Raw genomic sequence first — 20,804 nt, 5'->3', positions numbered from 1 at the left:
GTTCTTTGAGATCTCGCCGCAAATCTTGCGGCGAGTTTATTTTTTAATTTAACTACGGTTTTTTTATGTCAGACTTTTTTGCACACAGTATGGAGTTGTTACTCCCTTCTATGGATGGGTATATTTTGCCGCTTACGAAAGCAACCGCGATTACGTTATCATTAGCGTTAGTATCATTAGTCGTTGGAATGTTTTTTGCGTTCATTTTTACTATTTTAGAAGCGGTACCATTCAAACCTGTTGCATGGCTAATGTCGTTGTTCAATTTAACCATCCGGGCATTACCGGAATTATTAATTGTAGTTGCAATCTATACCGGTTTACCTCTGTTATTAATGGCACTAGATGATGGTTTTACTATTCCGCTAACATCAATCACCATTAAAATGAATATTGAAAATACTCAGCCCGATCCATTTTTATGTGGTGTTTTTGCTTTATCTTTACTTTATGCCGTTTATGCCTCACAGACATTACGTGGCGCCTTCAAAGCGATTTCCAGCGGTCAAAAACAAGCGGCTCAAGTGTTAGGATTAAGTAAATCTCGTACCTTTTTTCGCATTATCATGCCGCAAATGTGGCGACATGCATTACCAGGTTTAAGCAATCAGTGGTTAATTTTATTAAAAGACACCGCGCTTGTTTCCGCAATTGCGATAGATGATTTAATGATGCAAACCAAAACAATTGTTGCTAGAACCAATCAACCTTTTTTATGGTACTTTATTGCGATGATTGTTTATTTAGTGATATCAATTTTAAGTCAAAAAGTTATTACACGTATTGAAAAACGTGCTACCCATTTTGAACCATCAGTCAATAGTCAGTAAGGTCATTTTATGTCTGATAATTTTATTTTCTATCTTAAAATCATTCTTCAAGGTCTACCTGATACATTAAGCCTGAGTATTTTTGGAATATTATCGGCTGGTATTTTGGCTATTGTCTTTTCATGTCTTTTATCATTGAATTCTAAGTTGTTAACGAAAACAATTCGGACTTATATTATTATTTTTACCGGCTCACCATTATTAGTGCAGTTATTTTTAATCTATTATGGACCGTCACAATTTGGTGAATTCTTAAGCAAGTATCCTGCGTTTTATGATTTTATTTCGTCACCTTGGTTTTGCGCTTATATAGCATTAACCCTTAATAGTGCCGCTTATACCACCCAAATTTTTTACGGTGCATTAAAATCTATACCACAAGGGCAATGGCAAGCATGTAGTGCTTTAGGGATGAATAAAATACAGACTCTTAAAATTTTGATGCCATATGCATTAAAACGAGCGCTTTCTACTTATTCTAATGAAGTCGTATTTGTGGTTAAAGGAACAGCATTGGCGTCAATGATTCCGGTTATGGATTTAATGGGTTATAGTAATGCACTAAATGGTGAATACTATGACTTCTCAATTTTTGTGGTCGCGGGGCTTATTTACCTCTTGATAAATGGCATTTTAAGCACCATTATGAGGATAATAGAGAAAACAGCCCTCACCTTTGAAAACTAAAATGAGCCAATTTGATTCAACAGCTTTCTTAAAAACAGTCCCACATAAACCTGGTATCTATCAAATGTTTAATGATAAAGATACCATCATCTATGTGGGAAAAGCGAAAGATCTAAACAATCGTTTAAAAAGTTATTTTAATAGTAGTAAAAAAACCATCAAAACGGATCGATTGGTGAGCCATATTCATCGTGTAGAATTTACTATCACCAATACTGAAACCGAAGCACTATTACTTGAACAAACTTATATCAAAAAATATCAACCAAAATACAATGTTTTGCTTAAAGACGATAAAAGCTACCCTTTTATCAAATTAAGTAAAGAAAGACATCCACAATTGTCGTTGTATCGTGGGGCGGTTAATCGTAAAAAGGATGAGTTTTTTGGTCCTTATCCTAGTGGTTATGCGGTTAAACAAATTTTAGCTTTATTACAAAAAACCTTTCCGATAAGACAATGTCTAAATAGTACTTATCGAAATCGAACGCGTCCTTGTTTACAGTATCAAATCAAACGCTGTCTAGGCCCATGTGTACCGGGTTTAGTCAGTGATGAAGATTATAATGAACAAGTTAATTACGTTAGATTGTTTCTTTCCGGACAATCAGACCAGATTTTGCAAAAAATTACTGCAGATATGCAAAAAGCCAGTAGTGAGCTTAATTTTGAAAAAGCGGCCGCACTGCGTGATCAGTTACAAGCAATTAAACACATTAATGAAAAACAGGCGATATACAATAATAATGATAATTTAGACGTGATTGGCTTCCACTATGAACTTGGTTTAGCCTGTATTTATGTACTCTTTATTCGAAATGGTCAAACATTCGGGCATCGTTCTTATTTTCCGAAAGTGCCGTCTAATACCGAACTTGAAGAAGTGATCGAGACATTTTTAGGGCAATTTTATCTACAAGGCAATCAAAATAGAAATATTCCGAAGAAAATTCTTCTCAATTTTTCATTGTCTGATAAACAGGCAATGGAAGACACTTTATCACTCGTTGCTGAACATCAAGTTAAACTAGTCGATGAGCCTAAAGGTGATAATCTAAAATTACTAAATATCGCGACAGTTAATGCACAAACTGAAGTTAAAAATAAATTACTTGAAAACTCAACCATTAAACAAAGATATGATGCATTAAAAGCCTTTTTGGGCATTGATAAAATCAATAGAATGGAATGTTTTGATATCAGCCATTTTATGGGTAAAAACACCATTGCCTCTTGTGTGGTTTTTGATGATAAAGGCCCAGTTAAATCTGAGTTCCGTCGCTATAATATCACCGGTATTACTCCAGGTGATGATTATGCAGCAATGGAACAGGTTCTAACTCGCCGTTATAGTAAGAAAGATCTTCCTGAAGATAAAGTGCCTGATATCATTTTTATTGATGGCGGAAAAGGCCAGCTTAACCAAGCATTGAGAGTTTTTGATAATTTACAAGTAAACTGGGATAAAAATCACCCTATTTTAATTGGTGTCGCCAAAGGTGCTGAACGTAAAGAAGGCTTAGAAACACTTTTCTTTGAAGCGCATGGTAAAGGTTATTATTTAGATTATCACTCCCCTGCTTTACTATTGATCCAACAGATCCGTAATGCATCACATGATCATGCGATAGTTGGTCAACGGAAGAAAGGCGTTAAGCAGTTAACCGACAGCGCTTTAGAGCATATTGAAGGCGTTGGAGGCAAAAGACGCCAAGCATTACTTAAGCATTTTGGTGGGCTTAGAGAGTTAAAAAATGCCAGTATTGATGAAATTGCCCAAGTACAAGGCATTTCAAAATCATTAGCTGAAAAAATTTATCTAAATTTACAGCAATAACACATTGAAAAATTAACATTTTTCAGGCAACATAAGCAAGCAGAAAACCCTGTTTTTTTAATTATCACTAACCATTTGATTAATAAAACAATATGAGCTAATGTCACATGAAAATTAATTTACCTACATTCTTAACGTTATTTCGAGTCATACTGATTCCATTTTTTGTGTTGGCATTCTATCTATTTCCTCATGAATGGTCCGGTTTTTTTTCGGCATTGCTATTTTTAATTGCTGCCGTTACTGATGTTTTTGACGGTTATCTTGCCCGCCGATTAGGTCAAACAACTAAATTTGGTGCATTTTTAGATCCTGTTGCCGATAAAATAATGGTAACAATCGCCTTAGTACTCATAACCCAATATTATCAAGCGTGGTGGATTTCTATTCCGGCTATCATCATCGTTTCTCGAGAAATCATTATCTCTGCATTAAGAGAGTGGATGGCTGAAATTGGCAAACGCAATAATGTTGCCGTCTCATCAATTGGCAAAATTAAAACTATTGCCCAAATGACAGCATTAACTTGGTTACTTTGGCGTCCTTGCGATCTGGTTATATATGCAGGGCTAGCTGCCCTACTTATTGCAACTGTGTTAACTTTATTATCTATGTTGCAATATCTTTGGGTTGCTCACAGTGATTTATTAGACGAAGATTAAACATATTTATAAAAATGGCAAAATTATCTATACAGTGCCTTAATAATTAAGTTCGCTAAATAATTTTGCAAAAATAGGCAAAATAGCCTAATTTAACAACTAATCAGTCAAACATTGAGCAATCAAACGATTAATTTGAAATTTTTATTGACTGAAATGATAAGATAGGTAAAATGCACAGCATCCAAAGCGCAGTTACCTTTCGGTACTAAGCTTTGAGCCCGGGTGGTGAAATCGGTAGACACAAGGGATTTAAAATCCCTCGGCCTTTTTGGCCGTGCGAGTTCAAGTCTCGCCCCGGGCACCATTTAAAACACTTCTCATGCGGGAATAGCTCAGTTGGTAGAGCGCAACCTTGCCAAGGTTGAGGTCGCGAGTTCGAACCTCGTTTCCCGCTCCAATTTATCATTATTATATAGTTTATTATTTACCACAAGTTAGACAAGAAAATAATATTTCCACTATAGAGATGATTAATACGGAACTATCCTAAAATATTTAATTAAGCAATTAGTCAAACCAATATACTATTTTGATAACGTATTTTTGAACGTTTATCTAAATATAAACTAACTATCCTTACGATTATTCATCAAAAAAACGTTTATTGTAAAAGAATTTACTAAATATAAAATAAGGTAGAAAAAGCTCAACATAAGAAATATGCCTTAAATTTCAATTAATTAAACAGATTAATCATGGTTAAATTAACCTGTTCAATTGATTATTCGATAAGATGATATTTAGTTATAACAAAAATGAAAATAAATTTTACTACCTTTTGTTAAATTTGTAGTTTTTTCTATTAAAATTTCATCAATTAAATTATAACCCCTTTATTGTTGGATATATTCTATATTTATCTACGTAGACGTAATGCGCTGGCTACAGATGAAATTGCTGCTATAGCACTTGCTATACCAAATACCCAAATGGCAAATTGTGTATTGTCGGAATCAGTTAATCCGTTTAATAATGCTATCACCGCAGCTACAAGAGCTGCACCTATGGACTGTCCAGTTGTTCTTGCTGTAGATAATACTCCAGAGGCAGTTACTGTTCGATTTGCTTTGACATTGGTAAACATTTCTTTATTGTTTGGAGGAAGAAATAAACCATAACCTATTCCGCAAATAGTCACCCTCCACAGAAAGTCTTTTACTGTAGCCATCTCAGGTAAAAGAGCTAATGAGCCCAATCCCAGACACAAAAATATTACACCGATAGTGGATATCTGAGTAGGATTAAAACTATTTGAAAGTTTTCCTGCTAACGGTGCACAAAATGCAACTGCTACAGGCCATGGCGTAAAAATAAATGCTGATTCAAGTACAGTATAGTGATAAGTATGTTGTAATACAAAAGGTAAACTAACCAATGCCATACCCTGAGCAATAAACATTGAACTTGATGATAGAACTGCGAACGTATATGCGCGAGAACGAAATATATCTAAAGGCAATAAAGGATACCTAGAGCGTATTTGAATTACGAAAAAAATGCCAAATAATAATATCGATAGCAAAGAACAAAGTAATAGTGTACTATTTCCCCAACTCCCAATTTGATCGACCACAACAACCATCAAACCCAATGCAACAGCTGAGGTAATTGCCCCACTCCAATCAAAGCCTTTCTCCTTTCCTTTTTCTTCATCATCTCCTAATGAAATAAATGCAAAGATAATAGCAAGTAGTCCAAGTGGGATATTAATATAAAAAAGCCAAGGCCAAGATAAATAAAAAATAATCAGACCTCCTAAAGCCGGACCTGCCGCTGTCCCAACGGCAAAAGCCATTGCATTTAACCCCAATATTGTTCCTAATGCGTGAGGTGGAAATATAACCCTATACAAACCCAATCCAACACTTATCATTATTGCATAGCTCACTCCTTGAATCATCCGCATAGTGACAAGGATGGCAAAGTTTGGTGATAGGCTACAACCCAGAGAAGAAAGTGTAAATAAAACTATACCTAACTTATAAAAACGCTTTTCACCGATTCTCGATCCTAACGATGCACAAATTAACATCATAGCAGCACTAGCTACTTGATAGCCGTTGACAATCCAGATGCTTGATGACGAATCAATTTGTAATGACATGGCAATTGAGGGTAATGCAATATTGACAATAGAACTATCCAAAGCCGACATAAGTACACCTATTAAAATAGCCGTGGCAGCTAAATAACGTCTAGGAGCCTCAAAACCTTGTTCAACATTACTTCCATTGTTTATCAACGACATATTCACTAGTCCTGTATTAGAATTAAATTATGCACAACAATTTTTACTTTTTACATTTGTTCCTTCAAGATAGTTCAACATTCCCAACATGAGAACCTCCTCAGGCTTAGCTGTTGTAGGACAACAAGGTGCTTTCCATTTCTGTTTACTGCCATTGATACGAATGCTTCTGAGGAAACAGTAAGTTGTTAATACATAAAATCTATTCCGCATAGATTTATCCATAAATGGCATGATACCGTCAATATTACCTACTTCTGGAATTTCACTTAAAATATTACTATAATCTTGCTTCGCAAGAACAAACATAAGCGAGTCAGGCATCGGTACGATTTTAACTGCGTCTTGAGCTTCTGTTGCAAGTTCGTGCCAGAATGAAAAAGCAAACCGCGAGAAACCAAAAACAGGATCGATTCCATTAACAGAGAAATCCGGATCAATGAAATTGGTCAATGATTGAGCTTCATCATAAAGTACATTACCAAAATGAAAATTGAAATGTGCTTTCTTGACAGATAGAAATTTTTCGTTGCCTGCGAGGGCTAGAGCTTTTTCAAAAATATCTTTGGCTGTAAAATTAAAACGATTACCATTGAGCAAAATTGGTTGTTCAAACAAAGCGTGAGCAAAGCTCGTTCCCTCCCATTCTTCCTGTAATTTAGAAGTCATATAATCCAACGTTGGAATCTGTTGATCAATCTCTCGTTCAATCGCTTTTTTTATCTTTTCCAATGTATTTTGAACTATTTTTCTCCTTTCTGAGAGAGGTCTAAATTCATCAAAAACTATATTGGATAAAGGTAGTGAATTTTTCTTTTCAAGAATATAAAATTGACGTCCACCAGCTAACCCTTCATGTAAAATAGGTACCATAAATTCTGGATAAAGCGTATGTAACAAACGGATCTGCTCCACTTCAGCCTTCAGTTTATTGTTAAACGTTTCAGCCATTGCTGTTTTTACAACAAAACCTGAGTTTAAAAAGTCAACAGTATGCGATTTTGCCATTTTAAATCTCCTTGAAAGTTGCCACAGGAAGTCCATGTGCAATATTGCTCGCAACTGCGCGGACAACTGCTGTATAACCTACTGTATTGTTAACAAATGATTGAATTATGATTTCACTTAAACCTTTCTTTGCTAAATAATCTGGGCGAAGAATAAGTAAATGGTTTGAGTCAGATAAGATAGTCGAGCAGCGACGTTCATATGAATAAGCTCGACCACCTAGAGGCGATTGTGAATGCGTTACAACATAAGGGAGAGCATTGCTCACACTTTCAATGGATTTTTCAATTAAGTTAGTTGTTAAAGCCCCATTATCTTCTACAATAAAACGATTTATTTGATAACCTGGTGCGTGAACAGGAGCTCTTAACGATACAGTGTTTATTAATGGTGCCCAAGGCATAACTTTTTTCTGGCTCATAGATATTTGTGAAAAACTTGGACGCAAATTATCACGAGCATCTTGCATTCGACCTTCAAACGATCGAGTACCTAATACTCCGTTTGGGGTATCGGGATGCACGATATCAGTCTCAATTGACAAAATATGCGAAGCGTTGCGATTGATAGCATGCAAGGCCTCAACCATTACTCGTAAAGAAGCATGCATACCATTTGTCTGGCACGAACCTAAGCAGTACATACCTGCACTAACAACCATACTGTTTATTGTACTAATTTCATTACTTGTCAAATCAACAAGACAACCATAGATACTTTTTAGGCTATCTGACTCAGCAACACCCAAGACGATATCCGACAGTCTAAGCATATTGAGAGCCACTGGGCTATTGAGATCCATATCCTTTTTGTTCGTCGCAATAAAACCAATATCGTAATGTTCTTGAATCGGTGGGCATTCTTTAGATATATCCCCGAAAAAAAAGTGAATTTCTCGACCTTGAATTTTTAATGTATTGTCATTAATAATTTCAACTACAGACTGTATTCCAGGTTGTGCCATAGCCAATCGAGCAACTATACCATCGATTGGACGTAGTTTTGGATAATGTTTATCAATCGCTGGGGGATTTGTGACTACCATCTTAATGGCGAAACCATCTTTTTCAGAATCATTTTGAATCAATAAATTCGCACCAATTTCGGCACCACAGCCAACTAGTATTGCTTTTTTCACTTAAATCTCCTTTAACTATATTAAGTTATGTAATTTATTAAGTCCTGATTAATCTATGCAAAACATTTGTAAGAATTCTATAATTGATAAATCCTCCAATTTATTATCAGTAGTAAATATCTCAGAAAGTTCATCTGTCCGCTCGCTTAAGCGACTGTCGGAAAGATTAAGTCGAAATTTTGTAATCAATGCATCTAAACACTCTTCGCGACGTCGAACATGACCAAGTGGGTATTCAATTAACTCAAAAATTTCATCCTTCATACCATGACATTTAATATAGAGAGCATTTGGAATCGCACGTCTTTCCGAATCATAATAACTTTCAGTAAAAGATATCTGTTCGACGCAAGTAATTTTTTGACGTAAAATTTCCAGCTGCAAATTTGAGGCCATTGGCTCGTGAAAATCTTTGATCGTTAGATTTCCTGTTTGCAGTCCAACCGCTATCATATATTGAAGACAGTGGTCACGATCTGCTGAGTTATTCAGTACCCCTGATTTATCAATAATTTGAATAGCCGGACGAGTGGTTTCTACACGGACATATTCTATATTTTCAATAGAGTATCCGGCAGAAAGAATTTTGTTACGTAGAATAATGGCGGCTTCCACTGCAGTTTGTGCATGATATTCGGCGGGATTGGGAACTTTGAATAATATATTTTTAATGACGAAGTCAGATGGTTTCTGCTCTAACTTAAAAGATTGTCCACGTAAAACTGCATCATTAAATCCCCATTTTTTCGCTGTTAACGCGGTTGGATATCCCATCTCCTCTGCTTCGGCAAATAAAGCAAATAACAATCCTCGTGAAGTAGCATCACCGGCCGCCCAAGATTTACGGGTACCTGCATTGGGTGCATGCCGATAAGTTCTAAGGGCATGACCATCTATAATCACGTTAGATAACGCACTCAGCGCTTTATCTTTCGATAATCCCATGATTTGTGCTGAGGCAATTGTTGAGGCCACTTTAACTAACACCACGTGATCAATGCCTAACACATTAAAACAGTTCGACAAACACAGTAATCCATGTATTTCATATGCACGAATCATTGTGTTCAATACAGTAACCATGTTAATTGGGGCTTGAGTATTATCCGTAAGGCTTTTCCATGCTGCAGCCGCTAATATAGCTCCCAAGTTATCAGATGGATGCCCCCATTCTTGAGCCAACCAAGTATCGTTGAATTCAAGCCAACGAATCATCGAACCTATGTGAAAGGCCGCTTCAATTGGCCCCAACCGTAGTGAAGTCCCTACAATAGGAACACCATGGCTGTTTTTACTGAACTGAATACTTTTCATCAATCTGCAACAATCAGAATCTGTAGATGCAGCGATAGCACATCCCACAGAATCTAACAAACACAAACGTGCCATTCGAAGTGTTTCATCATTAAATGGTGTTTGTTCATATGCATAATCAACCAAATCGACCATTGTTTTATCATACTTAAGCTGCGACATACTTCATCCTATAAGTAAAAAATTTATCATTATTTCTAATTAATATCTGACAGAAGATACCAATAAAATAAATCAACCTTACTACCTGATTATTACGGTATTTGATTCTGTAGATATTTGGTAATAGAATAGGTAATTATCTTATCCTAGGAAAAATAATAATTATCAGCATATTAAAAAACCAGCGAATAAAATCGAGTCAATCATCGAAAAGATAGATATCTTAATGATGTTGAAGTGTGGACAGTTAAGATGGTGAAATTATTTTGTATGTGTGATAGAAATAAATTATCGATGTAGTTTCATTTTACTTCAAGTTTGGTGTGAGGATGGAACCACAATTTGCATATTCCATTACAATATTGATGGAAGAAAAATAGTTATTGATATTTTATCAGCATCAAATTAACTTTTAGTATGAGGTATTACATGAAACTAAGTGAACTTCTCGCTTTCGTGACAGTCGTGGAAACAGGGAATATAACACAAGCAGCAGAGCGATTGAATCGTGTACAATCTAGTATTTCTCACCGGATAAGATGTCTAGAAGAAAATCTAGATGTGACCTTGTTGGATAGGAAAATTGAAGGCTGTATTCCAACTGCACAAGGTAAAATACTTTATGAGTATGCACTTAAAATTTTGAATCTAGCAGATGATTGTAAAAACAATATATCTTATTCCAAAGGTTGTCAATTGACTATAAGAATAGGAGTAATAGAATGTTTACCACCTTATATTATTAGTTCTTTGATAGATTTAGGTCAGGAATTGGGTTGGAATATTAATATTTCAATTGGCAACACAGTTAGCCTACTCAAAGCTTTTGATAAAAATGAATTTGACGCAGTCATCATTGGTGCTGGATTTTCTAACGATCGCCATGCAAGTACTATCTTATTATCGAGTGAACTTGTAATTGTTACTGAAAAAAGTCATCCACCAATTACCGATATATCATGTTTGAATGGACAAGTCTTTTTGTTAAGTAGCAAGAAATGTGCAACCTCGACAAGAAATTTCAACACATTATTTAATGAAGGCAATATTACACCTAAACGCGTAGTTGAGTGCGGATCATATCTCGTTTTATTCTCAAATATAGCGGCTGGAAAAGGAGTATCATTGGTATTGCGATGCTCAATTAGCGATGAAGTTAAAAATAAGATAAAAATTCATAAGTTGGACTCTCAATTTAATGATTTCAAAATTGAGTTGGTTTACCGTACAGATTGTCCGTATCTAGATATAACAAAGTTAACAAATATGATGGTTTCGGTGTTTCAAGATCCGAGATTGCAAAATGTTGGTTATTAGAAGTATTTTACTCATTATTTTCGGCTAATATTGAAGAGTAAAACCTTTAAAGGACAATTTGTAAAGAAAAAAATCAATTGACAAACAAAATACCACAATAAGCTATCCTAATTGGGTATTTAAATATGTTGAAGGTCACACTGATACCTTTTACCCATGTGAGTAAACCATCTCGTACCATTAAGATGATTTACTGATAACAATTCTAATTTTGCATTTGATTTGTCTTCATGCACTTTTCGCTATAGTTCTTCGAAATCTAGACAAAATGATTTTCATCATAGGAACTTCGAAGTATTTATATAAAAAAGCTGAACAAGAAATTGTTAAAATCAACGAAATAACAATAAGCCCTGTTCCTTCTGCCAAATTATATTTATTGCCATTAGTTAAGTTCAAGAAATAGAATAACACTAAAAAATGAACCATATAGAATGCATAAGAGATTTCTCCTAACCAAACTGACGTTTGAGAGTTAAATATTGTTTTTTTCATTTTTAGGTCATCACCAGCTAATGAAGTAATCAGTAAACAAACAGGAATAATAAATATAACACTCATACTAAATTGAAATGGAACATACATTGAACAAATATATACTATAGCTAATAACGCTAGCGACACTGATTTAGCTAGCATAATTGTTTTCCCACTTATCAACATTCGTGCTGCATACATACCAGCGAGAAACTCAAAAATATGTGATGGCGGAAATATATATGAGATCCAAAAATGATTCTGAGATATTGGGAACGCTCTCATCATTTGATTTGGTTCAACTTGTAGATAAGTATATATTTGAAATATAAAGGCTAACAATATGACAATCAACAGAGCTAATAGATTGTGTTTTTTGGATATAGCATTGGTTAATTTATATAGGAATGGAAAACAGAGATAAAAAATAGCCTCAACACATAACGACCAGCTAGGTCTGTTAGCTACAAAAAAATAATGAACATCATTGAACCAGGTATTAATCAACAACAGGTTTGATAACCATAGTTTATACTGAGTTATACTTATCGCACCAATTATAAATGCAATTATCCATGTCAAAAAATGGGTTGGATAAATTTTAGCAAAACGTCTTAGATAAAAATTACCAACAGTATCTGACTCTTTTGCTGACCAGACCATAATAAATCCACTTAGAATAAAAAAGAATGACACGCCTAACCAACCTGCTTTCGCAACAGTTACGGTAAAAATATGCTCTACAGTTGGATCAGCAAAAGGGGCAAGATCACTTGGCAAAGAGGAATGAAATAGAAAGACTAAAAGAGCCGCCCAAAATCGGCTTCCTGTTATGGAAGGTAGTTTAGGACGGACTGATACTTTATTTGAGGATAGCGGATCAAAATCAGACTTTTTATGTGTTTCATTACAAAAATGATACTGAACAATTTTTTTTGTTATTGCTAAATTCATTGTATTACTCCATAAGATAATATCTTTAAATATCCAAATAACTCTGAAATTAAATCATGTGACTTATATTAGATAATGATATCAACTAGATTAATAAGCCATGCACTTCAAAATAACAATATGCATAAATTAGTTACAATAATGCATAGCCTGTTTGATTTTTTTTGATATAACCAAAACCATCATTTCCAAAGTGCATCCCACCTACGAGAATATGCTCGGAACTCACCATATCAAGGACTCGAAGACGAGTTTCTATTGCTAATTTTGGATCATAGTCAAAAGCAATAGAGACATTAGGTTTTAAAAGCTGAATATGTGGAAAATGAACGATGTCACCCCAAATTAATAAGCTTCCATTACTACCTTCAATTCTATAACCAGTATGTCCTGGAGTATGGCCTTTCATAGGAATTGCATCTATACCCGGTAACACCTCCCCTTGTTCAATTATCTGTAAATGACTCTTATATTGCTCGAAAACATTACGAGCAAAAATGATGTTACCTTTGGCGCGATCATTGAATGAATTAAAGTATTTATCATCTTGTATGAAATTATACTCATCGTGACTAATCAATAATTCCGCACCTGAAAATACCGCTTGTCCATCGGATGTAATCAAACCTCCAATATGATCAGGATGTGTATGGGTGAGAAGAACCGCATTTATGTCGGTAGGCTTCAAATTAAGTTTAGCCAAATTATTAACTAATTCGCCACCCCAACCTTTTATGCCGCCTGCACCACTATCAATCAGGATATTTTTCCCTTGCTGTCTTACTAAGAAAGCATTAATATGTACTGAATTGAGTTTATTTGGACATGCCTTTTGCTGAATAGTTTTACATTCCGTATCATCAATATTTGCTAACAAGTCAAAGCCAACTTCGAGGTAACCATCACTAATTGCAGTCACTGAGACATCTCCCAATTCTCTCATCGGCAGTTTCTCTTTCATCATTTCTATCCTTCAGTTTTTTCCGAAAATATAATTTTTTTCATAAAGAAAACATCGGATTCTTGCAACGACGCCTATATTTTCTTTAATCAATAAATCAACTTGCTTTAGAAATTCATTCATGACCATTTCATTACGAAAAACTTCATTTCTAAGCTTTGCTTCAAGGTAAACAGGTGTTCCATAACCTATATCACCTGTTAAGTAGGTTATATGGATATTACTGTCTTTTGCTTTCAAAATATCTTTAGCTAGATTAGCCAAAGAAACCGCAAATTCAGCAAAAACAGGAGGATCCATCTTGTAACTGGTTGAAGTATATATGGTAATACTTGGCATTTAATAACCTCTCTTATGTGTAAGTATTTTGATGACAGTTTATAAGGTACCTCGATTTACACTAACCGCATTTTTTTAATCATATGTGGGTTAACAACCGTACCCAATTCGGCATCACCACACCGAATTTGGTCAATAAATTCCATCCCTTTTATAACTTTGCCAAATACAGTATAATTTCGATCTAAAAATCGAGCTCGATCGGTAGTTATAAAAAACTGATGGCAAGCACTGTGCAAATTTCGCGTTCTTGCCATTCCTAAGGTGCCTCGTTCAAATGGGAGATGCGTAATTTCTGTAGCTAATTTAGGCAATCTTTTATGATCAAATAGCGGTTTCTTTATCGGCTCGCCAGTTTGTGCCATAAAGCCGTTTATCACTCGAGCGAAAGGCATTCCATCATAAAAATTGAGATTGATTAGAGTTTTAATTCGTGAAACGTGATTAGGCGCAAGGTCAGGAAATAGCTGTATCATGACTATGCCACTGCTAAGTTCCATTTCAATTATATTACCTTTAGAATACAAAAATTTTATAACAGATGGCAGAATGACCGCCCCGGCACACATACCCAAACAGCCACTTATAAATAACCTACGGTTCATATCATTGTCTCCATTTTTGACACAAGCATTATTTACTATCACCTAATTTACTATCACCTAATTTACTAATTAAATTAATTAGTTATAAGCTTATTAGGTGCATTGGCTTTTTCAATAAATGAAATAATTTCTTCTGTAAGCTCATCTGGTTTTTCTAAATTTGGTAGATGTGAGGCTCCAGAGATAACATGTAGTTCAGCATTACGCTTTTGTGCTAGACGTTGAGCGTAATCCTGTGGAGTTAATTTGTCTTCCTCACCTCTGATCACGACTGCTCTCACATCAGAGATATGCATATTCGTTAAATCGGTATCAGCAATCGCTAAAGAGCACCCAGAAAACGCCTCGACAGTCGTTCGCCTTAACATTTGCCTTAGACCATCAGCCTCAGGAGAATCAATGAATTTTGCAGTAACCCAATTACCGATAATTCCTCTCTCAAGATGTTCTAAACCATGCTGAAAAACATCTTCTGCTCTTGCACGCCATAAAGATGGAGGCGCGGCATTTACCAGTGAAGTATCGATAATTACCATTCCTTGAACTTGTTTAGGTAATTTAAAGCCAATCCATTGTGCTATCGTGCCACCAATCGAAACACCAACTACATAAAATTTATCGATTTTCAGATGATTAATAACCGCAATAACATCATCAGCTAGATCTTCCATTGAAAAAGGTAATGCATCAACTGCACTAAGCCCATGCCCTCGAATATCTAATCTGATTACTCGATAACGTTCAGTTAACCTTGGCATTTGCAGATCCCATAGGTGCATATCAGTACCTAAAGAATGAAGAAGAATCAAAGTAGTGGTGTTTTCTGAACCTTGTATATCAATATGTTGAGTGAGTTTCAGTGGTCTTATAAACATTTGTATCTCCATTTACTTTTTTTATTGCTGCAATAAGGTTCAAGTGAATAGATTATCCCTTGTAATCCATCATCTTTTTAGTTATTACATAAAAGAAATCATTACTAATTAACTGATGTTGTTTTCAACAACAATATTGGATAAATATATTTATCTTTTTAGAACAGATAATATTATTAGAATATTTTGTTATTTTGTTCTAATGGATAATTTCGATGTCACTATCGAATTGTTTAATATATGCTAAGAAGTTATTCAGACTTCTCATTTGTAACACTAATATCCATTATTTATAATGGTGAGCATAAAATGATTTTTTATAAATAGATAAAATTACTAAATGAAATATAATTCACTTCTGTACATATTTCATTGTTAAAACACGAACTATCTATAAAACTATGTTATTTGTTTGATATATCATAATTTAACAGGTGTCATATTATTTAATGCTAGATGTGATCTTTCTGTGTTATACATCTTTAACTATTCTTCCGTTATTTTTTCTTACTTGTTCCAGATTTTTAATTAAATGAAAATCTAATACTCTGTTGAATATGTACGATTAAATCCTTCTATCTAGGAGTTTAGATAAAGATCGTTAGGTTTATAGTGTAATCTATGATTATTTCGTGTGATTTTGCCCACTTTATAAATCTGTTGCGTTAAATTCCGCTCCATTATCAACTGATATTTTTAATGAATACTATGGTATTAAGCTAATCAGTCTAATTAACCAGTAACTCTACCTGCGGAAAACTGCCCCATATATCAATAGCTAATGCTTTATGATTAAAGTCATCAATAACATTTAAAGTTCTAAATCGACAATGGTTTTCTTAACTATCACTCATAAAATACATAGAACAATATTCTCTCCGACGATTTGGTGATGATAATGGCTTTGACTTACGCTGAGGCAATGGTTTATTTCGCATAGAATGAATTGAGTTTTGATTGACAATAAACTTGATAAAGTAGCATATGATTCAACTTATATCCCTGTTTTTTAATTCGAACAAAATTTAGGAAATCTCAATGTAGCTACTTATCTGTTATTGACTTGAGTAGCAAAATAATCATTGAGTCATCTACCAACATACTTTGGTAGCAATAAATCTAGCGACTGAAATTCACAATAGCAAAAATCATTTTAATTGTTACGCAGTATTGCGACTGTCTTAACTGCTTAATATGCGATGTTTGCTTACCGCCATACTAATCTGTAATTTATAAAAAATTGAGACTGTTATATCACTATATTTATGGGAAAACTCTTTGACAAGCACTAAAAACTTCAGCTTTTTTAAAATGGTAACAATTTGATAGTCTAAAAATTTTTTATATTAAAATTCTCCTTAAAAGTATAGAGGTTTAATAAACCCCGATACCAAGTTTGATGACAAAATAAAACCATAAACGAGGTGAAAAGAGTCGTCGATATTTTATACAGCAGAATTTAGATAAGAAGCAGCAAATTTAGTGATTGAACTTGATTCTTCTATATCAGAAACCTCCCTCGACCACCGCCATACCCCAAATCCATCGACACTTTAGCCAACACCTCTTGTGCGCTGTGTTTTACTACCTTCATTTTAGTAAGTACCATGATACTTATCCGGTTTCATAGACTGATGAGTTTAGGTAATTTCATATCTGTTTAGGCTATACGTTTCAATTTTTATGAAGATTGCTGACGAGCATATTCAACCATATCTTTTGGGTAATACATAAAACGATGTAATGTACTATCATCAATATTTTTTAAATATGCAACGGCTGTTGCTTCAAAACACCAGTAGCCATAAAAACAACAACATTCTCGTGAATCACCTTGTTGAATTAAATGGCTATCAATATAAACATAGCCTGTTTTACGTAGACCATCATACCAACGACGTAAATATTCATCTAAGAATTTTAAAGTATCTTTAGGTTTTTCTGCATGAATCGCTTTATAAAGAGGATTACGAAAGCTGAGTGATCGCGGTGTTTTTTCTTCAGTAATCGGATAGTTAGGAATTTTCATTGCAATCAAACTATCTAATGCTTTTTCTCGATTTTCATAATCTAAATCGACCGCTTTAACAATCGTTTCTAACCAGTCTTGCCGTCCAAATAAAATACATAAACCTAATAAATTTGATAACATTTCTGCTTCAAAGTACTCGGTTAAAATTGAAATATATTCCCTATCATCAGGATGAGCGTGATTATATCGCTCAATACAATCAATTGAATTTTCAGTATAATTTATTATTTTCTCCATCGTCGGCAATAAATCAGCAATCGGTTTACCTGCTGTATAATCAAGACATAATTGTTGATAATAGAGATCTATCAATGATGCTAGTAAAGGATCTTCAGTAGCTTGTGCCTTTTTTTTAAATTCGTTTATCTCCCATTCAAATCTTTCTTGAACAAATGGATAAAAATCTTCATCCAATAATTTTTGGCGACGTTGTTTTTCAAATTCTGACATATTTATTTCATTTCCTTGGCTTATTTTTTATTTATTCTGCTTTTTACTACCTTCACTTTAGTGAGCAGCATAATACTTATCTAGTTTCATAGACTGATGGGCTTAGGTAGTCTATATCCGTTTAGGTTATGCGCTTCAATCGATTATGAAGATTGCTGACGAGCATATTCAACCATGTCTTTTGGATAATACATAAAACGATGTAATGTACTATCATCAATATTTTTTAAATATGCAACGGCTGCCGCTTCAAAACACCAGTAACCATGAAATGTACAACATTCTCGTGAATCACCTTGTTGTATTAAATGACTATCCATGTAAACATTACCTGCTTTATATAATCCATCATACCAACGGCGTAAATATTCATCTAAGAATTTTAAGGTATCTTTTGGTTTTTCTGCATGAATCGCTTTATAAAGAGGATTACGAAAGCTGAGTGATCGCGGTGTTTTTTCTTCGGTAATTGGATAGTTAGGAATTTTCATAGCAATCAAACTATCTAATGCTTTTTCTCGATTTTCATAATCTAAATCGACAGCTTTAACAATCGTTTCTAACCAGTCTTGACGTTCAAATAAAATACATAAACCTAATAAATTTGATAATTTTTCAGTCTGAAAGTATTCGGTTAAAATTGTAATGTCTACCCTATCACCTGGATGAGCGAGATTATATCGTTTAACGTGCTCAATTGTATTTTCGGTATAATTTATTACTTTCTCCATCGTCGGCAGTAAATCAACAATCGGTTTACCTGCCGTATAATCAAGGCATAGTTGTTGATAATAGAGATCTATCATTGGTTCCAGATAAGGATCTTCAATAGCTTGTATTGTTTTTTTAAACTCGTTTATCTCCCATTCAAATCTTTCTTGAACAAATGGATAAAAATCTTCATCCAATAATTTTTGGCGGCGTTTCTGTCCAAACTCTGACATATTTATTTCATTTCCATGACTAATTTTTTAGTTATCGGTTTATTTTTACTATTTTGATTTTAATTGAAAACTTCTTGTGCAGTAAAGTTCTGTTCGATTAATGGCTCAATAACTCATCAATTGATAAATTTTGATGTTTAATAATGACATTTTAAACTTAGCCAACTATTGCATTAACTTCCTTGTCATTGTTTATCATGTTTTTTGATTTATGCATCCCAAAATTTAAATTTTTCTTCATCCAAATTATAGATAAAAGACCTACGCCAAGCAGTACTGAAGTTACAAATTAGATGATGCTACTTAAAATTATTATAAAAAGTGAATTATTATTAACACTAATTGAAGTAACAAAGAGCATACAAAAAAATACCTGCCCAAATAGAAGTAGCATGATATTCGTCAATATTTCATAGTCTGATGGACTTAGTTATAGATAGTTTTGTAATATTTGTTTTAACGGATACGTACACTTCAAACACTTTTTTTACAATGAATTATCTTGAATATTATCTACTTTGCATTATTATCTACCTGATTAAAAATGAGATTTTAATTATTTTTCATCCTAACTAAAAAAACATATGAATAAACAAATATGATAGTAAGTACGATGAAAGTAATACCCCATAATGTTTGATAGTTAGAATTGTACTCTAATGGAGAAATATCTATTTCTAACAACGCTAAAGAGCATGCCGCTCCAATAATAATTCCGCCATTTTGAAAAAGTCTTAACAAGCCACCAATCGTGGATTGTTTATCTTTTTTTTGATCCATTGCTATCTGTATTAATGAACTTTGAAACAGTCCGCCACCTAATCCGTAGCACACAGCAGCTATAACATAATTAAAGACTGAAATATTAAAACTAACCAAGAAAAGCAAGGCAAAAGCAGATAACATAAGCGGTAAAGCATAAATTAGTATAATTTTTTTATAATTTGGATTTATTACTTTTTTGACAAACACACTTAAAATAACGCCAATGGGTGAAGCAGTACAAATTAATCCTATTTCGTCAATAGGATAGCTAGTCTCTCTAGTAAATATGATAGGTGATGCTGAAAAAATAATGCCCGCGGTCAGTCCAAAAATCAAACTGCCAATTGAAATGTATCTAATTGACGAAATTGATAATAATTTGACAGGGAAAAAAGGATTGGAGTGTTTTGATTCAATCTTCCCAAAAAATAAAAATATGATCAAAGAAGAAAATCCGATGAAGCTTGTTTCAACCGACGATAGTTTTATATTATTAGAATAAATGAGAGAAACACAACCGACTAACATTATGAAAAATAGTATCATTCCTTTTAAATCGAAAGTCTCTTCATTTAGTAAGATTACTGATTTATTTATTCTCAAACAAAAAAGAGAGCCCACAATACACAAGGGAACATTAATTAGAAATAAGAATTGCCACCCCCATAATTTTAAAATAATGCCGCCAAAAGAAGGGCCAAGAATTGGTCCTAAACTTATCGCCAACATTATGAAAGAATTTAATTTTATTTTTTGTTTGCTTGATTGTAAACCAGCCAATCCCAGACAATTTGCTTGCAATAATGCGGCACCTATTCCTTGTCCACATCTAGATAAAATAAGCTGATTAGCAGAATCTGAAAATCCAGCAATCATTGAGGTTAGACCAAAAAGCAAGAAGCCTACTATTAACGCTATTTTTTGCCCTAAAAAGTCACCAAGCCAACCGCTAGGAACGAGAAAAATAATTAGCAATAATAAATATAAAGTAATTGATAATCCGATATATTCTAAAGAAACATCAAAATCGATTGAAAAGGAATTTAACGCTAAGTTTATAATCCCAGTATCTAATGTTGATAAGAATAATCCTAAAAAACATATAATATAAATAGAATACATTGGTTTAGTACTATTAACTGCTTGAGTCATTTAAAGGTCTCACCTTACTAAAATTTCGCTTTTAACTGACTACC

General features: G+C 33.9%; 17 protein-coding genes and 2 tRNA genes. 7 read left to right on the top strand and 12 right to left on the bottom strand.

All coding sequences use genetic code 11. The features are described 5' to 3' along the window. The first annotated feature begins 65 nt into the window (after positions 1-65). From artQ to DKK70_RS07765, 6 genes are all read left to right on the top strand, one after another. Positions 66-830 carry an arginine ABC transporter permease ArtQ gene (gene artQ, locus DKK70_RS07790; protein ID WP_219999717.1) on the top strand — a complete coding sequence of 255 codons (765 nt, stop codon included), beginning with the start codon at positions 66-68 and terminating at the stop codon, positions 828-830. Positions 831-839: 9 nt separating this feature from the next. After that, positions 840-1,517 (top strand): arginine ABC transporter permease ArtM, encoded by a 678-nt coding sequence (artM, locus tag DKK70_RS07785; RefSeq protein ID WP_110433462.1) that lies wholly within the window; start codon positions 840-842, stop codon positions 1,515-1,517. A 1-nt stretch (position 1,518) separates the two neighbouring features. Beyond that, a complete protein-coding gene (gene uvrC, locus DKK70_RS07780; protein WP_110433555.1) occupies positions 1,519-3,354 on the top strand; it encodes an excinuclease ABC subunit UvrC in 1,836 nt (611 codons plus the stop codon). A 107-nt stretch (positions 3,355-3,461) separates the two neighbouring features. Further along, positions 3,462-4,016 carry a CDP-diacylglycerol--glycerol-3-phosphate 3-phosphatidyltransferase gene (gene pgsA, locus DKK70_RS07775; RefSeq protein WP_034882154.1) on the top strand — a complete coding sequence of 185 codons (555 nt, stop codon included), beginning with the start codon at positions 3,462-3,464 and terminating at the stop codon, positions 4,014-4,016. A gap of 219 nt (positions 4,017-4,235) precedes the next feature. After that, a tRNA-Leu gene (locus tag DKK70_RS07770) sits at positions 4,236-4,323 on the top strand. Between the two features lie 17 nt (positions 4,324-4,340). Next, positions 4,341-4,416: transfer RNA gene (locus DKK70_RS07765), tRNA-Gly, on the top strand. A gap of 459 nt (positions 4,417-4,875) precedes the next feature. On the opposite strand, the gene DKK70_RS07760 is transcribed toward DKK70_RS07765, so the two are convergent. Genes DKK70_RS07760 through prpD form a run of 4 tightly spaced genes read right to left on the bottom strand, consistent with a single transcriptional unit; the run spans position 4,876 to position 9,889 of the window. Next, positions 4,876-6,267, bottom strand: coding sequence for an MFS transporter (locus tag DKK70_RS07760; protein WP_110433461.1), 1,392 nt, complete (start codon positions 6,265-6,267; stop codon positions 4,876-4,878). 27 nt (positions 6,268-6,294) lie between these two features. Further along, complete coding sequence (locus DKK70_RS07755) at positions 6,295-7,275, bottom strand: hypothetical protein (protein WP_110433460.1); 981 nt, start codon at positions 7,273-7,275, stop codon at positions 6,295-6,297. Position 7,276: 1 nt separating this feature from the next. Continuing rightward, on the bottom strand, positions 7,277-8,413 hold the full coding sequence (locus DKK70_RS07750; protein WP_110433459.1) for a hypothetical protein: 1,137 nt from the start codon (positions 8,411-8,413) through the stop codon (positions 7,277-7,279). Between the two features lie 48 nt (positions 8,414-8,461). Beyond that, positions 8,462-9,889, bottom strand: a complete 1,428-nt coding sequence (gene prpD / locus DKK70_RS07745; RefSeq protein WP_110433458.1) for a 2-methylcitrate dehydratase — start codon at positions 9,887-9,889, stop codon at positions 8,462-8,464. A 429-nt stretch (positions 9,890-10,318) separates the two neighbouring features. Here prpD and DKK70_RS07740 point away from each other — a divergent pair, with 429 nt between their 5' ends. Further along, positions 10,319-11,206, top strand: a complete 888-nt coding sequence (locus DKK70_RS07740; RefSeq protein WP_110433457.1) for a LysR family transcriptional regulator — start codon at positions 10,319-10,321, stop codon at positions 11,204-11,206. A 228-nt stretch (positions 11,207-11,434) separates the two neighbouring features. Here DKK70_RS07740 and DKK70_RS07735 read toward each other — a convergent pair whose 3' ends face one another. From DKK70_RS07735 to DKK70_RS07700, 8 genes are all read right to left on the bottom strand, one after another. Beyond that, positions 11,435-12,637: an acyltransferase family protein gene (locus tag DKK70_RS07735; RefSeq protein ID WP_110433456.1), complete on the bottom strand. Its 1,203-nt coding sequence runs from the start codon at positions 12,635-12,637 to the stop codon at positions 11,435-11,437. A 133-nt stretch (positions 12,638-12,770) separates the two neighbouring features. Continuing rightward, positions 12,771-13,598: an MBL fold metallo-hydrolase gene (locus DKK70_RS07730; protein WP_110433455.1), complete on the bottom strand. Its 828-nt coding sequence runs from the start codon at positions 13,596-13,598 to the stop codon at positions 12,771-12,773. A gap of 12 nt (positions 13,599-13,610) precedes the next feature. Next, entirely contained in the window at positions 13,611-13,937 is a 327-nt protein-coding gene (locus DKK70_RS07725) for a hypothetical protein (RefSeq protein ID WP_110433454.1), read from the bottom strand. Positions 13,938-13,993: 56 nt separating this feature from the next. After that, positions 13,994-14,542, bottom strand: a complete 549-nt coding sequence (locus tag DKK70_RS07720; RefSeq protein ID WP_110433453.1) for a peptidylprolyl isomerase — start codon at positions 14,540-14,542, stop codon at positions 13,994-13,996. Positions 14,543-14,616: 74 nt separating this feature from the next. Then, on the bottom strand, positions 14,617-15,417 hold the full coding sequence (locus DKK70_RS07715) for an alpha/beta fold hydrolase (RefSeq protein ID WP_110433452.1): 801 nt from the start codon (positions 15,415-15,417) through the stop codon (positions 14,617-14,619). Positions 15,418-17,098: 1,681 nt separating this feature from the next. Beyond that, complete coding sequence (locus DKK70_RS07710) at positions 17,099-17,899, bottom strand: PoNe immunity protein domain-containing protein (RefSeq protein ID WP_110433451.1); 801 nt, start codon at positions 17,897-17,899, stop codon at positions 17,099-17,101. A 143-nt stretch (positions 17,900-18,042) separates the two neighbouring features. Next, entirely contained in the window at positions 18,043-18,843 is an 801-nt protein-coding gene (locus DKK70_RS07705) for a PoNe immunity protein domain-containing protein (RefSeq protein ID WP_110433450.1), read from the bottom strand. Between the two features lie 552 nt (positions 18,844-19,395). Next, entirely contained in the window at positions 19,396-20,760 is a 1,365-nt protein-coding gene (locus DKK70_RS07700) for an MFS transporter (protein ID WP_110433449.1), read from the bottom strand. Between the last annotated feature and the right edge of the window lie 44 nt (positions 20,761-20,804).

It is taken from the genome of Gilliamella apicola, from assembly GCF_003202655.1.
In the GTDB taxonomy this organism is placed as follows: Bacteria; Pseudomonadota; Gammaproteobacteria; order Enterobacterales; family Orbaceae; genus Gilliamella; species Gilliamella apicola_R.
Note: the sequence above shows the minus strand (reverse complement) of the source record. Positions and strands in the feature narration are given on the sequence as shown.

Excerpts from the sequence above, each read along its gene's own strand:
- artQ (WP_219999717.1), top strand. The coding sequence starts at position 66 with ATGTCAGACTTTTTTGCACACAGTATGGAGTTGTTACTCCCTTCTATG.
- artM (WP_110433462.1), top strand. The coding sequence starts at position 840 with ATGTCTGATAATTTTATTTTCTATCTTAAAATCATTCTTCAAGGTCTA.
- uvrC (WP_110433555.1), top strand. The coding sequence starts at position 1,519 with ATGAGCCAATTTGATTCAACAGCTTTCTTAAAAACAGTCCCACATAAA.
- pgsA (WP_034882154.1), top strand. The coding sequence starts at position 3,462 with ATGAAAATTAATTTACCTACATTCTTAACGTTATTTCGAGTCATACTG.
- DKK70_RS07760 (WP_110433461.1), bottom strand. The coding sequence starts at position 6,267 with ATGTCGTTGATAAACAATGGAAGTAATGTTGAACAAGGTTTTGAGGCT.
- DKK70_RS07755 (WP_110433460.1), bottom strand. The coding sequence starts at position 7,275 with ATGGCAAAATCGCATACTGTTGACTTTTTAAACTCAGGTTTTGTTGTA.
- prpD (WP_110433458.1), bottom strand. The coding sequence starts at position 9,889 with ATGTCGCAGCTTAAGTATGATAAAACAATGGTCGATTTGGTTGATTAT.
- DKK70_RS07740 (WP_110433457.1), top strand. The coding sequence starts at position 10,319 with ATGAAACTAAGTGAACTTCTCGCTTTCGTGACAGTCGTGGAAACAGGG.
- DKK70_RS07735 (WP_110433456.1), bottom strand. The coding sequence starts at position 12,637 with ATGAATTTAGCAATAACAAAAAAAATTGTTCAGTATCATTTTTGTAAT.
- DKK70_RS07730 (WP_110433455.1), bottom strand. The coding sequence starts at position 13,598 with ATGAAAGAGAAACTGCCGATGAGAGAATTGGGAGATGTCTCAGTGACT.
- DKK70_RS07725 (WP_110433454.1), bottom strand. The coding sequence starts at position 13,937 with ATGCCAAGTATTACCATATATACTTCAACCAGTTACAAGATGGATCCT.
- DKK70_RS07720 (WP_110433453.1), bottom strand. The coding sequence starts at position 14,542 with ATGAACCGTAGGTTATTTATAAGTGGCTGTTTGGGTATGTGTGCCGGG.
- DKK70_RS07715 (WP_110433452.1), bottom strand. The coding sequence starts at position 15,417 with ATGTTTATAAGACCACTGAAACTCACTCAACATATTGATATACAAGGT.
- DKK70_RS07710 (WP_110433451.1), bottom strand. The coding sequence starts at position 17,899 with ATGTCAGAATTTGAAAAACAACGTCGCCAAAAATTATTGGATGAAGAT.
- DKK70_RS07705 (WP_110433450.1), bottom strand. The coding sequence starts at position 18,843 with ATGTCAGAGTTTGGACAGAAACGCCGCCAAAAATTATTGGATGAAGAT.
- DKK70_RS07700 (WP_110433449.1), bottom strand. The coding sequence starts at position 20,760 with ATGACTCAAGCAGTTAATAGTACTAAACCAATGTATTCTATTTATATT.